This window comes from Cellulosimicrobium sp. MI9406 (genome assembly GCF_040595865.1).
Taxonomy (GTDB): Bacteria; Actinomycetota; Actinomycetes; order Actinomycetales; family Cellulomonadaceae; genus Cellulosimicrobium; species Cellulosimicrobium funkei.
Genome location: NZ_JALIZI010000002.1, coordinates 418249 through 432408, shown reverse-complemented (window position 1 = coordinate 432408; position 14160 = coordinate 418249). Strand labels below are relative to the sequence as shown.

Below are 14160 nucleotides of genomic sequence, written 5' to 3'. Positions count from 1 at the left end.
GGCTCCAGGCTAGGCACTCACGTCGCGGGTCGCAGACCGCGCACCTGCGGGACGTCGGTGCCGGTGGCCGCGCGGCGCACGTGGGAGCGCGCGTGCTCGACGGCGGCGTCGAGCGTGTCGAACAGGTGGTTCTCGTGCCGGAGCTCGGCGAGCGCGCCGACGTTCGTGAGCAGCGCGCGGTGCCGGTCCTGGACGCCCTTGACGAGGACGGTCACGCCGCGCGCCTCGAGGCCCTCGATGAGCCCGCCGAGCGCCTTCGCCCCGGTCGCGTCGACCATGCGGAGCTGGGAGAGCCGCAGGACGACGACCGCGACGTCCTCGTGCGCCGAGGCGTCGGTCACCTCGGCGAGCACGCGGTCGGCGGCACCGAAGAACATGGACCCCTCGAGCCGGAAGAGCGCGACGTGCTCGTCGCCCGGCTCGGCGGGGCCGGGCAGCGGCTCGCGGTGGACCCCGGAGGCGCGGGCGACGGTCCGCAGCGCGAAGAACGCGGCGACGAGGATGCCGATCTCGATGGCCTGCACGAGGTCGAACGCGACGGTGACGACGGCAGTCACGGCGAACGTCGCCGCGCTGGAGCGCCCGGCCCCGACGACGGAGCGGATCGTGCGCCCGCCGATCATCCGGAAGCTCGTCACCATGAGGACGCCGGCGAGCGCGGCGAGCGGGATCCGCGAGACCGGGCCGGTGGCGAGGTACATGACCGCGAGGATCACGACCGCGTGCACGACGGCGGAGAGCCGCGTCCGGGCGCCGGAGCGCACGTTGACCGCGGTGCGGGCGATGGCCCCCGTGGCGGGCATGCCGCCGAAGAGGCCGCTGGCGACGGAGGCGGCGCCCTGGCCGACGAGCTCCCGGTCGGGCTGGTAGACGGAACCGCCGCCCGGCCCGGACTGGACCATGGTCGCTGCGACGCGCGCGGACAGCAGGGACTCGATCGCGGCGAGCGCGGCGATGGCGAGCGCGGCGCCGCCGAGGTCGCGTAGCGCGCCGGGCGTGACCGACGGCAGGACGGGCGCGGGCAGCGACGACGGCAGCGCACCGATGCGCGGGACGGGCGCGCCGAGCACCTCGACGAGGACGGTGGCGAGCACGACCGCGACGAGCGACGCGGGGATCCCCGCGTGGAGCCGGGGGAGCAGCACCATGGTCGCGGCGACGAGCGCGACGCAGCCGAGCGTCCACAGCACCGGGGCGGCGGGGACGTCGGTCACGGCGGCGCGCACGGCCTCCACGGCGGACACGAGGGTGTTGTGGCCGGGCGCGACCTCGACGCCGACCGCGGCCGGGACCTGCTGGAGGAAGATGATGCACGCGATCCCGAGCGTGAACCCCTCGACGACCGGCCACGGGATGTACGTGACGACGCGCCCGAGCCGGGCGAGCCCGGCGACGAGGACCACGAGCCCGGCGAGGACGGTGACGAGCGCCACGGAGCCTGGGCCGTGCGTGACGACGACCGGCGCGAGCACGACCGCCATCGCCCCGGTCGGTCCGGACACCTGGTGGTTCGACCCGCCGAGGACCGCCGCGACGACGCCGGCGACGACGGCGGTGACGAGCCCGGCGGCGGCCCCGACGCCGGAGCTGACGCCGAACGCGAGCGCGAGCGGGAGCGCGACGACGCCCACGGTGACGCCGGCGAGGAGGTCGGCGCGCAGGGTCCGGGGGCGCAGGTCGTAGTCGGAGCGGCGGGGCAGCAGGTCGCGGACGGCGGAGAGGCGGTTCATGCCGAGGGGGACGACGCCGTGGTCGCGTCGAGCACCGCGCGCGCGGTCGCGCCGGGCAGGGCCGGGAGCCGCCGCGCGGCCTCGAGCTGGTCGGACGCGCCGGCGAGGTTCGACAGGAGGAACGCCCGCGCGACGACGAGCAGCTCGGCGACGAGCGGCTCGGCGAGGCGGTACTCGACGGCGTTCCCGCTGCGCGTCGAGGTGACGACGCCTGCCCGGCGCAGCACCGCGAGGTGCTGGGAGAGCTGGGACGCCTCGCACCCGGTGACGTCGAGCAGCACGGAGACGGGCGCGGTGTGGTCGGCGTCGGCGGCGAGGACCTCGAGCACCTGGATCCGCGTGGGGTGCGCGAGGCACCGGAAGAGCTCGGCCTTGATGCGGTAGAGGGGGGCGGTCTCGTCGGTGCCGGGGGCGCCGTCGTCGGGTCGGGGTGGGCGGGGCACGGGTCCTCCGGGCTACGGGATGATGGCTTGCGCAATCCATCAAACCACGGCGAGCGGCGTCCGGCGGCCCGCCCGGGATAGCCTGCCGCCATGACCGCCGCGCCCGACCCGAGCACCGACACGCCTCCTGCGGACCCGGCGGCCGAGGGCGCGGGGCACCCGACGCTCGGCCGCGTCGTGCGGACGCTGGACGAGCTGTACCCGCCGTCGACGGCGGAGGACTGGGACGCCGTCGGGCTCGTCGCCGGCGACCCGGACGCGCCGGTGCGCAAGGTGCTGCTCGCCGTCGACCCCGTCGAGGAGGTCGCGGACGAGGCACTCGCGTGGGGCGCCGACCTGCTCGTCACGCACCACCCGCTGTTCCTGCGGCCGGTGCACTCCGTCGCCGCGACGACCTTCAAGGGCTCGCTCGTGCACCGCCTCATCCGGGGCGGCTGCGCGCTGTACGTCGCGCACACCAACGCCGACGCCGCGCAGCGCGGGGTCGCGGACGCCCTCGCCGACGCGCTCGACCTCCTGCACCGCGTCCCCCTCGTGCCGCACCCCGCGCCGTCGCCGCACGAGGCGGCGCGCACCGGCACCGGCCGCGTGGGCCGGCTCGCGGAGCCGACGACGTTGCGCGCGTTCGCGCAGCGCGTCGCGCAGGTGCTGCCTCCGACGGTGCAGGGCGTCCGCGTGGCGGGCGACCTCGACGCGCGCGTGGAGTCGGTCGCGGTGGTGGGCGGGTCCGGCGACTCGCTGTTCGACGCCGTGCGCGCGAGCGGGGCCGACGTCTACCTCACGTCCGACCTGCGCCACCACCCCGTGTCCGAGTTGCGCGAGCGCGCGCGGCTCGACGGCGGCGAGGCCGGGACGCCGTTCCTCGTCGACGTGCCGCACTACGCCTCCGAGTGGCCGTGGCTCCGCTACGCTGCCGAGGACCTCGTGCGCGTCCTCGCGCGCTCCGGCGCGGCCGTGGAGACGCGGGTCAGCACGCTCGTCACCGACCCGTGGACGGCGCGGTTCCCGTCCGCACCCGCCGACCCCGCAGCCGACGCCGGACCGCCCCGCGACACCGCGCAGGGCTGACCCCCGGCGCGCGTCGACCCCCACCCGTCCCCACCGACCCGCACGCCGGCCCTCATCGGGCCCACGAAAGGAACCACCCGTGGCCACTGCACCGCCCGCCGACCAGCTCCGCCTGCTCGACGTCCAGGAGCTCGACACGCGTGCCCAGCAGCTCGCGCACCAGCGCAAGAACCTGCCGGAGCACGCGCGCATCGCCGAGCTCGACGCCCAGCTCGAGGACCTGCGCGGCAAGCTCGTGGAGTCGCGGACCGCGGTGAGCGACCTCCGGCGCGAGCTGACCAAGGCCGAGGGCGACGTCGAGCAGGTGCGGACGCGCGCCGCGCGTGACCAGTCCCGCCTGGACTCCGGGCAGGTCGGGGCGAAGGACGCTCAGGCGCTCGTCGCCGAGCTCGAGTCGCTCGCGCGCCGGCAGGGCGTCCTCGAGGAGGTCGAGCTCGACGTCATGGAGCGGCTCGAGGCGCACGAGGAGGCCCTCGCGAAGCTCGAGTCGGCGCACGCCGAGCTCGAGTCCGCCAAGGCCGAGGTCGTGGCCGCGCGCGACGCCCGGTACGCCGAGCTCGACGCCGAGGCCGCGCAGGTCGCGGGGCGGCGCACGGACGCCGTCGCCGGCCTCGACGCGGGCCTGCTCGCGCTCTACGAGCGCGTGCGCGACCAGAACGGCGGCCGCGGCGTCGTCGCGCTGCGCGGCCAGCACGTCGACGGGCTCAACGTCTCGCTGAGCCCGGCCGAGCTCGCGGCGATCACGTCGGCCGCGCCCGACCAGGTGGTGCGGCTCGAGGACTACGGCCACATCGTGGTGCGGCCGGAGGGCGCCGGCGCGTGAGCGGCACCAGCGGTCGGCAGCTCGTCGTCGAGGCCGACGGCGGCTCGCGCGGCAACCCGGGGCCCGCGGGTTTCGGGGCGCTCGTGCGCGACGCCGCGACCGGCCAGGTGCTCGCCGAGCGGGCCGCGTACCTCGGGACGACGACGAACAACGTCGCCGAGTACTCGGGCCTCGTCGCCGGGCTGCGCGCCGCCGCGGAGATCGACCCGGACGCGCGCGTGACGGTCCGGATGGACTCGCGGCTCGTCGTCGAGCAGATGTCGGGGCGCTGGCAGATCAAGCACGACGACATGCGCCGCCTGGCGGCCGAGGCCGCGGCGGTGCTCCCCGCCGCGCAGGTCACCTACGAGTGGGTGCCGCGCGCGCAGAACGCGGCGGCCGACGCCCTGGCCAACGAGGCGATGGACACCCGCGGGACCGTCGTGCGCGACCACGACCCCGCGGACCCGTCCTCGGGTGCAGCAGCCGACCCCGCGGCCGAGACCGCGCCCGTCCCCGTGGACGGGGCGACCCTCCCCGCCGTCCCCGAGGGCGCGGCGCTCGACACGCCCGCTCGGCCGTCGGGCGCCACCGTCCGGTTCGACGACGCGCCCGCGCTCACGGTCGTGCTCGTGCGCCACGGCCAGACGCCGCTCACCGTCGCGGGCGCGTTCAGCGGCTCGTCGGTCCCGGGGCCGTCGCTCACCGCGCGCGGCCGGACCCAGGCCGCGCAGGCAGCGGACCTGGTGTTCCGGATCGGTCGTCAGGCGTGGCCCGACCTGCCCCGCCCGTCGGCCGTCGTCTCCTCGCCCATGGTCCGGGCCCAGGAGACCGCGCGCGCCGTCGGCCGCCGCCTCGGGGTGCCCGTGACGACGGACGACCGGTTCGCCGAGGTGGACTTCGGCGCGTGGGAGGGGCTCACGGCCGGGGAGGTGGACGCCGGGTGGCCCGGCCTCCTGCCCGCCTGGTACACGACCGGGACGACGCCGGCCCCGGGCGGCGAGTCCGCCGCCGACGTCGGCGTGCGCGTCCGGCAGGGGCTGTGCGACCTCGTCGACACCATGCTGCCGGGTGCCGGACCCGCGGGCCGCACCGTCGTCGTCGTGGGCCACGCCGTCCAGGTGCGGGCCGCGATCGGGACGGCCGTGGACGCGCCGCCCGAGCAGTGGTCGCGGATCCGCGTCCCTCCGGCGTCGGTGAGCATCCTGCGGCTGTGGGCCGACGGCACGAGCGAGCTCACGGCCCAGGGCGTCCCGAGCGACCTCTGACCCGGCCGAGGTAGAGGCCTGGTAGCGCGAGGTAGAGGCATGGTCGTGACCACGGCTCTACCTCGGCGGCCTCGGACGCGCGGTGCGGGCGGCTTGGAGACCGGTCTCCACCCAGGCGTCGAGCTCGCGCGTGTCCGCCAGGCGCGGACCGTCGACGACGACCCACCCCGCCATCGTGCGGGTGCCCATCGTCATCGGCCGGGCGCCGCGCTCCAGGGCGGCGGTGCGTCCGCCCGTGCCGACCCGCACCATGAGGGCGTCCCCGGAGATCGCGATCGCCATGCGCCCGTCGACGAGGAACGCGAGGCCGCCGAACATCGTCCGCTCCTCGAACGGGGCGCGGGGCGCCAGCACCGCGCGGACGCGGTCGGCGAGGTCCTGGCTGACGGCCATGGGTCCACTGTGGACCCCTGCCCGTCCCGGCGCAGTGGCACGCGGCGCCGGCCCGGGCCGACAACCGCGCCGGACCGCTCGCCCGGACCGCTCGCCTGGACCGCTCAGGCGATGACGAGCTCGAGCGTCCGCGGGCCGCTGCGCGTCGTGGCGTCGTGCAGCGTGGCCTCGATCAGCCGGTAGGTGAGGCCCGAGCCGACCTCGGTCCCGATCACCGTGCCGACGAGCTCGCGTGCGGCGTCGAGCAGCCCGGCCGCGGACGACGGCGCCGCCGCCTCCCGGCGCACGAGATGCCCGGCGAGCACGCCGCGCGTGTGCTTGGCGTTGTGCGAGACGACGGTCCGCTTCCCGGTGTGCTCGCGCACGACCCGTACCGCGACCCACTCGGCCGCCAGCGGGCCGGACGTCCGCGGCTTCCACGCGCCCACGTACGTCGCGGACCGGCAGTCCACGACGACGTCGCCCGCGGCCCGGTCGTCGAGCACGGGGGCGAGGTGCGGTCGCCACGCCGTGGCGAGCTTCCCGACGCCCGGCAGGTCCACCGCCATGGAGAGCCGGTACGCCGGGACCCGGTCGGCGGGGGAGAGGGCGCCCCACAGCCCCGACACGACGCGCACGTCCTCGCGGGCCCGACGCGCGGGCTCCCCGCCCGCGGCGAGCGCTCCCGCGAGGTCCGCGGCGCCGTACAGCACGCCCGTGTACACGTCGGCCGCCGGACCGGCCGGGGCCGAGCGCAGCACGGTGTTGCGCCGCACCTCCTCGGCGAGCCCCGGCGTCGTGCCCAGGACCTCGTGGGCGTCCGGCCGGGCGCTCGCGGCGGCGAGCGCGTCGAGGACGGTCACGCGGTGCGCGGTGAGCGCGGGGGAGGTCAGGGTGTCGAGGTCGACGGGCGGGGCGCCGTCGGGCGCGGGGGTCTTGCCTTCGGACGGGGGGAGCAGCACGAGCACCGGGTCACTCTACGAGCGCGCGCGACGTCCCCGCCGCGGGTGACCGGCACCGACGGCGTGGGGTGCGTCACGGCTACGCTCGCCCGATGGCCCAGGTGAAGATCTACGGACGGCGCAGCGTGTGGGGCGCGCGGCGGACGGAGGTGTCCGACGCGCTGCACGACGCGCTCGTGCGCGCGTGGCAGCTCCCGCCGGACAAGCGGTTCCACCGCTTCCTGCTCCTGGACGACGACGACCTGGTCGCCCCGCGCTCGGACGCGTACCTCGTCGTCGAGGTCGTCTGCTTCACGGGCCGCACGCGCGAGGCCAAGCGCGCGCTGGTCGCGGCGCTGTACGACGACGTCGTGCCCGCCCTCGGCCTGACGGCGGACGACGTGGAGCTGGTGATCCTCGAGAGCCCGCGCGAGAACTGGGGCATCCGCGGGGTCAGCGGCGACGAGCTCGCGCTGCCGTACCGCGTCGACGTCTGACCCGCTCGTCCGCTGCCTCGGGCGGCGGGGGGACGGTCCGATCCCGGCGTGCGGCCGCTCAGCCTGCCTCGGCGACGACGGCCAGCACCGCGTCGCCGTACCGGGCGAGCTTGTTCTCGCCGACGCCGCTCACCAGCGCGAGCCGCTCGAGCGAGCCGGGCCGGGCGGTCGCGATCCCGCGGAGCGTCGCATCACCGAACACGATGTACGCGGGCACGCCTTGGGTCTTCGCCTCGCCCGCCCGCCAGGCGCGCAGCGCCTCGAAGAGCGGGACGTCCGCCTCGGCCAGCTCGGCGGCGGCCGCCGCCTTCCGTCCCTTCGCCGCACGCACCGGACGAGCCGGCTCGTGCCGCATCCGGACCTCGCGGCGCCGGGCCAGGACCTCCCCGCTCGCTGCGGTGAGCACGAGCGTCCCGTGCGCGCCCTCGACGGTGAGCAGCCCCTGGGCGAGGAGCTGGCGCACGACGGCCCGCCACTCGTTCTCGGAGAGGTCGTCCCCGACCCCGAACACCGACAGTTCCTGGTGCCGGAACCGTCGGACCTTCTCCGTGTCCCGGCCGAGGAGGATGTCGACGACCTGCCCGACGCCGAAGCGCTGCCCGCGCTCGCGGTCCAGACGGAATACCGTCGAGAGCACCTTCTGCGCGGCGACCGTCCCGTCCCAGGCCTCGGGCGGGGCGAGGCACGTGTCGCACGTCCCGCAGGCCCCCGGGTGCTCCTGGCCGAAGTAGGCGAGGAGCTGGGCGCGGCGGCACTCCACGGTCTCGCAGAGGGCGAGCATCGCGTCCAGGTGCCGGCCCAGGTTGCGCCGGTGCGCGGCGTCGCCGTCGGACGTCTCGATGAGCTTGCGCTGCTGCACGACGTCGGCGAGGCCGTAGGCCAGCCAGGCGGTGGAGGGCAGCCCGTCGCGCCCGGCGCGCCCCGTCTCCTGGTAGTACCCCTCGACGGACTTGGGCAGGTCGAGGTGCGCGACGAACCGGACGTCGGGCTTGTCGATGCCCATGCCGAAGGCGATCGTCGCGACCATGACCAGGCCGTCCTCGCGCAGGAACCGGGACTGGTTCGCGGCGCGCACCGACGCGGGGAGCCCCGCGTGGTAGGGCAGCGCCTGGATCCCGTTCTCGACGAGCGTCGCGGCGGTCCTCTCGACCGACGCGCGCGAGAGGCAGTAGACGATCCCCGCCTCCCCGGCGTGCTCGGTGCGCAGCAGGTCGAGCAGCTGCTTCTCGGGCCGGTCCTTGGGCACGATCCGGTAGGTGATGTTGGGGCGGTCGAAGCTGGAGACGAAGTGTCGTGCGCCCTCCAGGTCGAGGCGCTGGGCGATCTCGGCCCGCGTCGCGGCCGTCGCCGTCGCGGTCAGCGCGATGCGCGGGACGGACGGCCAGCGCTGGTGCAGCACCGACAGCTCGAGGTAGTCCGGCCGGAAGTCGTGGCCCCACTGGGACACGCAGTGCGCCTCGTCGATCGCGAAGAGCGCGATCGGCGTCCTGCCGAGCAGGTCGAGGGTCGCGCGGCTGCGGAGCCCCTCCGGCGCCACGTAGAGCAGGTCGAGCTCACCCGCCACGAGCGCGCGCTCCACGGCGCGGCGGTCCTCCGAGGACAGCGTGGAGTTGAGGAACGCGGCGCGGACGCCGAGCGCCGCGAGGGCGTCCACCTGGTCCTGCATGAGGGCGATGAGCGGGGAGACCACGACGCCGGTCCCCGGACGGACCAGGGCGGGGATCTGGTAGCACAGCGACTTGCCTCCGCCGGTCGGCATGAGCACCAGGGCGTCGCCGCCGTTGACGACGGTGTCGATGACGGCCGCCTGCTCACCCCGGAACGCGTCGTACCCGAACACCCGCCGGAGCACGTCGAGCGCGGGGTCGGTCGCAGTCGCTGTGGCCACCCGGGCACCCTACCGAGGAGTTCCGACACGACGGTCCCGGCGCGTCCGCCGCACCACGAGGCGCCCGTCACGGGCGGCGGAGCTCCGCGGGCAGGTCGTCCCGGTGGCGGACGGCGAGGGACGTCACCGCGCGGGTCAGGCAGACGTACAGCCGCCGCAGGCCCGTGACCCGGTCGGGCTCGCCCCGGACGACGCCCTCCGGGTCGTCCAGCACGACGTGGTCGAACTCCAAGCCCTTCGCGAGCGACGCGGGCACGAGGTCGAGGCGCGCGTCGAACTCGACCGCGCCGTCGTCGTCCGACGCCTCGCCGACGACCGCGAAGGCGAGGCCCGCCGCGGCGAGCGCCGCGCGCGCGGCGTCCGTGCCGGCGTCGGGCACGATCAGCCCGACCGACCCCTCACGGGCGAGCGCCGTGCGGACCAGGTCCACGACCGGCCTCGTGGTGAGGACGAGCTCGCCCCGCGCCCGGCGGACGGCGACCGGCGGGTCGAGGTCCGGCGCGATCGAGGGCAGCAGGCGGGCCGCGTACTCGATGACGTCGCCGGGGACGCGGAAGCCCGCGGTGAGCTGCTCCACGTGGCCGTCGGGCTTGCCGAGGTGCGTCAGCGCGTCGGTCCACGAGGAGACCCCCCACGGCGTCGTCGCTTGGGCCAGGTCGCCCAGCACCGTCAGCGAGCCGGTGCGCGCCCGGCGCCCGAGAGCGCGCAGCATCATCGGCGAGAGGTCCTGCGCCTCGTCCACCACGACGTGCGCGACCGACGCCCCGCGGGCCAGCAGGTCCGCGATCTCGTCGAGCAGGACGAGGTCGGCCAGCGTCCAGCGAGCCGTGCCCGGCGTCCGGGACGGTCGGGCCGGGCGCAGCAGCTCCTGCTCGGCCGGGGTCAGGACGCCGTCGGCGCTCGCGGCGAGGAACGCGGGGTCGACGAGGAGCCGGTGCAGCAGCGCCGTCGGCGTGACCTTCGGCCACACCGCGGCGGTGTAGTCCCGGACCGGGCGCGTGCGTGCGAGCGCGTCCCAGGCCCGCTCGTCGAGCGCCTCCCCGGACTCCTCGATCTGCACGAGGATCCGGTGCGCGAGCGCGTGCCGCAGGTGGTCGCGACCGGCGTCGAAGCGCGGCTCCCGGCCGACCACCTGCGCCACGCACTCGCGGGCCTCGTGCGCGGCGACGCGCCAGCGGCGCGCACCGCGCGGCAGCACGAGCGCCTCGGACGGATCGACGAGGTGCGACCACACGGCGCGTCGGAGCACCTCGGCCAGGCGCCCGTCGCCCTTGAGCCGGGCGACCTCCGCGGGCTCCGTGCCGCGCAGGCGGCCGTGCACCGCGACGATCTCCTCGACGGTGGTCTGGGTCGCGTCGACCTCGCCGAGGGCGGGCAGCACGTCGCGGATGTACCGCAGGAAGCTCGCGTTGGGCCCGACGACGGTCATCCCGGCGCGGCTCACCCGCTCCCGGTGGGAGTACAGCAGGTACGCGGCGCGGTGCAGCCCCACGGCGGTCTTGCCGGTGCCCGGCGCGCCCTGCACGACGACGGTCCGGTCGATCCCGCTGCGCACGATGACGTCCTGCTCGGGCTGGATGGTGGCGACGATGTCGCGCATCGGCCCGGTACGGGGCCGCTCGATCTCGGCCTCGAGGATCGCAGAGGGCTCCGCGCCCGCACCCGGGGCGGTGAGCGTCTCGTCCTCGAAGCCGGTGAGGGCGCCGCGCTGGAAGCCGTAGCGGCGGCGGACGGCGACCCCCATCGGCTCGGTGCGGGTGGCGCGGTAGAAGGGCGTGCTCACCGGGGCACGCCAGTCGACGACGAGCGGGTCGCCCTCGGGGTCCGAGACGTGGCGGCGTCCGATGTGGAAGACCTCGGCGGGACCGGGCCCGGGGCCGGCGCCGTCGAGGTCGATGCGTCCGAAGAAGAGCGGGACGTCGGGGTCGTCGGCGAGCTGGGCGAGCCGACGGGCGAGCGCCGCCTCGAGGTACTCGGCGCTGACCCGGTCTCCCGCGAGCGCGTCGAGCGACCCGGCCCGCTCGCGCATGCGGGCGAGCTGCCTGCGGGCGTCGGCGAGGAACTCCTGCTCCCGGGCGAGCTCGGCCGACGTGTCGGTCGCGGGTGCCGCGCTCGGGGCGTCGGGGGCGGACGGTTCGGCGGTGGCGGGCACGACAGACCTCCGGGAGCAGGCTTCGAGGGGGCGGGCCATCCTACGGGCCATGACCCGCCGGCGGGCCGGTCGCTGGTCCGCCGAGCCGCCCGGGAGCGGTAGCCTTGCTGGCGCGGACGAGTCGGTCGGACGGTCGCGTCGGGAGGCCTCGTGCCTCCCGCCGAGGAACGTCCGGGCTCCGAAGGGCAAGGTGGTGGGTAACGCCCACCCGGGGTGACCCGCGGGACAGTGCCACAGAGAACAGACCGCCGCGTCAGGAAGGGCTCCGGCCCCGACCGGTGCGGTAAGGGTGAAACGGTGGTGTAAGAGACCACCAGCGGACCGGGTGACCGGTCCGGCTCGGTAAACCCCACCTGGAGCAAGGTCAGACAGACTGTGTCTGAGGGCTGCCCGCCCGATTCTCCACGGAGAAGCACAGTCGGGTAGACCGCTCGAGCCCTGCGGCGACGCAGGGCCTAGATGGATGACCGTCGCCCGCGCGAGGGTGACCTCGCGCGGGAACAGAACCCGGCGTACAGACCGGCTCGTCCGCATCGCACCGCCCGACCTGAGACAGCGGCGCCTCCTCTGGTGCCGTGACGATCGACGCTGACATCGACGACGGCGATGACGACTTCAACGGCGTCGGGTTGTGCCCTGCCCCCCCTGGCGCTGACCGTCCCCGGACTGGGGTGAGCCCAGCGCGGACGCCTCCACTCCGTCCACGCCGGGCTCTGCGACAGAGTTACGGCCGCCTCGCATCAGAGACGGCGCGAGCCGGGCACCTACACGCGTCCCCGACCGCGTCGTGTCGAGGGTCGTCAGCCGCCTCTGGACGGCTAGTGCGCTCTGAGCTGCCCTGCTTCGTCGAACCCCAGCCGGGCGGGTGGTGTCTCGCGCATGCGGAGCAGTTCGTCGATGTGAGTCATCAGGAGAGCGAAGCCCGCCCAACGAGGCTCTCGTCCGGGCCAGAGCACCTCGACGTCGTCGGCGACCGCGTCGAGGAAGCGGTTCAGGTCCTCGTCGTCGACGTCCAGGACGATCGGCGGGGCGTACTGCCTGTCGTCCCAGCGGTGGATCTGCGCTCCGTCGGTGGTGACGCGCACGTCGTTGCCGTCGGAGGCCGACTGGAGGGCGAACTGCTCGACGGTTCGGGTGGTCATGAAAACGCAGGGTAGATGGTGCCCTGGTTGCCGGTCGCGGACGACAACGACGACCGGGCGTGCGGGACCGCGACCGCGCCGCCGTCGACGGACGTGTCCGTGATGCTCTCCCCGCCGTCGGGCCAGGCGAGACCGGGCGAGCGCGTGCAGCTCGACGCCGTCGTGCGCAACGGCGGCCCGGCGGGCACGACCGCCGAGGTGCGCTGCACGCCGGCGGCCACCGCCGCGCTCGCCGTCGTGGCGGCGACGGTCCTCACGTGCGTCGTCGGCGACCTGCCGCCCGGCGCCGCGGTGACGTACCGCCTCACGGGCACCGCCACCGGAGCGCCGGGCACGGACCTCGTCGTCACGGCGCGGGTCGCGCACGACGCACCGGACACCGTCCCGGAGAACGACGTCGCGGCCGCGGCGGTCCGTCTGCTGCTCGGAGCGACGCCTCCTCCCGACCCCGGCCCCGGCCCCGGTCCCGGCCTCCCGCCGTCGGGCCCGGGGGAGCCGCCCGCCGGTGCGGCGCCGGGCTCGCACCCGGCCGCCCCGGGGTCGTCCGCGGGGCCCTCGTACGCCCTCGCCGTGACGGGCGCCACGACAGTCGGCCTGGCGGCGCTCGCCGCCCTCCTGCTCGGCCTCGGGACGCTGCTCGTGCGCGGGCACGGGAGGGCCGCGCGCGGCCCGGGCGGGCTCGGGCCGCGGCGGACGCGAGGCGGCGGGACGGCGTGAGCGCCGCGGTGCGGCGTTAGGCTGTCGTGCCGCACCCGCCGCGGAGACGCCGGTCCGCCGGCGCGTCCGCCCGCCTCTCCCGGCACCACCGGGAGGACGGGCCCCGTCCTACTCGTGCCGAGGAGCACCATGTCGCACCACGACTCGCACACGCCTCCGCTCGCCTACGTCATCGCCGGTTCCGAGGCCACCGGCGGCGCCGGCATCCAGGCCGACCTGAAGACGTTCCAGGAGCTCGGCGCCTACGGCGTCGGCACGCTCACGTGCATCGTCTCGTTCGACCCGAAGAACGACTGGGGCCACCGCTTCGTCCCCGTGGACCCGCAGGTGATCGCCGACCAGTTCGAGGCGGCGACGGTCACGCACGAGCCCTCGGTCGTGAAGATCGGCATGCTCGGCACGCCCGCGACGATCGACGTCGTCGCCGAGTCGCTGCGCTCGCGCACGTGGGAGCACGTCGTGCTCGACCCGGTCCTCATCTGCAAGGGCCAGGAGCCCGGTGCCGCCCTCGACACCGACACGGCGCTGCGCGCGCAGGTCCTCCCGCTCGCGACCGTCGTCACGCCCAACCTCTTCGAGACGCGCACGCTCGCGGGCGTCGAGTCGATCGAGACGGTCGAGGAGCTCGTCGAGGCGGCGCGCAAGGTCCAGGCGCTCGGCCCGCGCGCCGTCGTCGCGAAGGGCGGCGTCGAGCTGCCCGGCCCCGACGCGGTCGACGTCCTGGTCGACGGCGACGAGGTGCACGTGCTGCGCACCCCGAAGATCGGCGAGGAGCGCGTGAGCGGGGCCGGCTGCACGTTCGCCGCCGCGATCACCGCGGAGCTCGCGAAGGGCGCCTCGGTGCTCGACGCCGCGCGCGTCGCCAAGGACGTCGTCACCGCCTCCATCGAGGACCGCGTGGCCTCGAACGCGCCGTTCGACGCGGTGCGGGTCGGCGCGCGCCGCTGACCTCCTGCGGTGCGCCCGGGCTGCGCCCCACGACCCCGGGCCGACCCGTGCTCGACCAGCGATCACCCCTCGGACGTCTCGACGTCCCCTGACGGTCAAGGAATACTCTCGTCACCGTGAACGACCTCTCCCCTTCGGAACTGTCCCCGTCCCCGGGTGCTGCCGACGGCCCCGACCGGGTCTCCGCCGATG

13 protein-coding genes and 1 other RNA gene are annotated in these 14160 nt (G+C 75.9%); 7 read left to right on the top strand and 7 right to left on the bottom strand.

Annotation, left to right across the window (positions count from 1 at the left end):
* Nucleotides 1-17: 17 nt before the first annotated feature.
* Both MT994_RS04980 and MT994_RS04975 read right to left on the bottom strand, forming a co-directional pair.
* Nucleotides 18-1730: a SulP family inorganic anion transporter gene (locus MT994_RS04980; RefSeq protein WP_354805368.1), complete on the bottom strand. Its 1713-nt coding sequence runs from the start codon at nucleotides 1728-1730 to the stop codon at nucleotides 18-20.
* Complete coding sequence (locus MT994_RS04975; RefSeq protein WP_076405483.1) at nucleotides 1727-2173, bottom strand: metalloregulator ArsR/SmtB family transcription factor; 447 nt, start codon at nucleotides 2171-2173, stop codon at nucleotides 1727-1729. The genes MT994_RS04980 and MT994_RS04975 overlap by 4 nt, the downstream gene beginning before the upstream one ends.
* Nucleotides 2174-2263: 90 nt before the next feature.
* Between MT994_RS04975 and MT994_RS04970 the strand changes: the two genes are divergently transcribed.
* The 3 genes from MT994_RS04970 to MT994_RS04960 all read left to right on the top strand — a co-directional run bounded on the left by MT994_RS04970 (nucleotide 2264) and on the right by MT994_RS04960 (nucleotide 5311).
* Nucleotides 2264-3241 (top strand): Nif3-like dinuclear metal center hexameric protein, encoded by a 978-nt coding sequence (locus MT994_RS04970; protein WP_251176189.1) that lies wholly within the window; start codon nucleotides 2264-2266, stop codon nucleotides 3239-3241.
* Nucleotides 3242-3320: 79 nt separating this feature from the next.
* Nucleotides 3321-4064, top strand: coding sequence for a hypothetical protein (locus tag MT994_RS04965; protein WP_034653131.1), 744 nt, complete (start codon nucleotides 3321-3323; stop codon nucleotides 4062-4064).
* Nucleotides 4061-5311, top strand: coding sequence for a bifunctional RNase H/acid phosphatase (locus tag MT994_RS04960; RefSeq protein WP_354805365.1), 1251 nt, complete (start codon nucleotides 4061-4063; stop codon nucleotides 5309-5311). Before MT994_RS04965 ends, MT994_RS04960 begins: the two co-directional genes overlap by 4 nt.
* Before the next feature lie 57 nt (nucleotides 5312-5368).
* Here the strand turns inward: MT994_RS04960 and MT994_RS04955 are convergent, their stop codons facing one another.
* Entirely contained in the window at nucleotides 5369-5704 is a 336-nt protein-coding gene (locus MT994_RS04955) for a TfoX/Sxy family protein (RefSeq protein ID WP_354805364.1), read from the bottom strand.
* A gap of 104 nt (nucleotides 5705-5808) precedes the next feature.
* On the bottom strand, nucleotides 5809-6651 hold the full coding sequence (gene yaaA, locus MT994_RS04950; RefSeq protein WP_354805362.1) for a peroxide stress protein YaaA: 843 nt from the start codon (nucleotides 6649-6651) through the stop codon (nucleotides 5809-5811).
* 86 nt (nucleotides 6652-6737) lie between these two features.
* On the opposite strand from yaaA, the gene MT994_RS04945 reads away from it, so the two are divergent.
* On the top strand, nucleotides 6738-7121 hold the full coding sequence (locus tag MT994_RS04945; RefSeq protein WP_034653137.1) for a tautomerase family protein: 384 nt from the start codon (nucleotides 6738-6740) through the stop codon (nucleotides 7119-7121).
* Nucleotides 7122-7179: 58 nt separating this feature from the next.
* Here the strand turns inward: MT994_RS04945 and recQ are convergent, their stop codons facing one another.
* Together recQ and MT994_RS04935 are read right to left on the bottom strand one after the other, a co-directional pair.
* The gene (gene recQ, locus MT994_RS04940; protein ID WP_354805361.1) at nucleotides 7180-9009 is read right to left on the bottom strand and encodes a DNA helicase RecQ; all 1830 of its coding nucleotides are present in this window, start codon (nucleotides 9007-9009) and stop codon (nucleotides 7180-7182) included.
* Nucleotides 9010-9076: 67 nt separating this feature from the next.
* Nucleotides 9077-11161, bottom strand: coding sequence for an AAA family ATPase (locus MT994_RS04935; protein ID WP_354805359.1), 2085 nt, complete (start codon nucleotides 11159-11161; stop codon nucleotides 9077-9079).
* A 117-nt stretch (nucleotides 11162-11278) separates the two neighbouring features.
* Here MT994_RS04935 and rnpB point away from each other — a divergent pair.
* Nucleotides 11279-11692: RNase P RNA component class A (rnpB, locus tag MT994_RS04930), an RNA gene on the top strand.
* 287 nt (nucleotides 11693-11979) lie between these two features.
* Here the strand turns inward: rnpB and MT994_RS04925 are convergent.
* Complete coding sequence (locus tag MT994_RS04925) at nucleotides 11980-12303, bottom strand: hypothetical protein (RefSeq protein ID WP_021482872.1); 324 nt, start codon at nucleotides 12301-12303, stop codon at nucleotides 11980-11982.
* An 18-nt stretch (nucleotides 12304-12321) separates the two neighbouring features.
* Here MT994_RS04925 and MT994_RS04920 point away from each other — a divergent pair, with 18 nt between their 5' ends.
* Entirely contained in the window at nucleotides 12322-13020 is a 699-nt protein-coding gene (locus MT994_RS04920) for a hypothetical protein (RefSeq protein ID WP_354805357.1), read from the top strand.
* A gap of 129 nt (nucleotides 13021-13149) precedes the next feature.
* A complete protein-coding gene (thiD, locus tag MT994_RS04915) occupies nucleotides 13150-13968 on the top strand; it encodes a bifunctional hydroxymethylpyrimidine kinase/phosphomethylpyrimidine kinase (protein WP_021483778.1) in 819 nt (272 codons plus the stop codon).
* The last annotated feature ends 192 nt before the right edge of the window (nucleotides 13969-14160 follow it).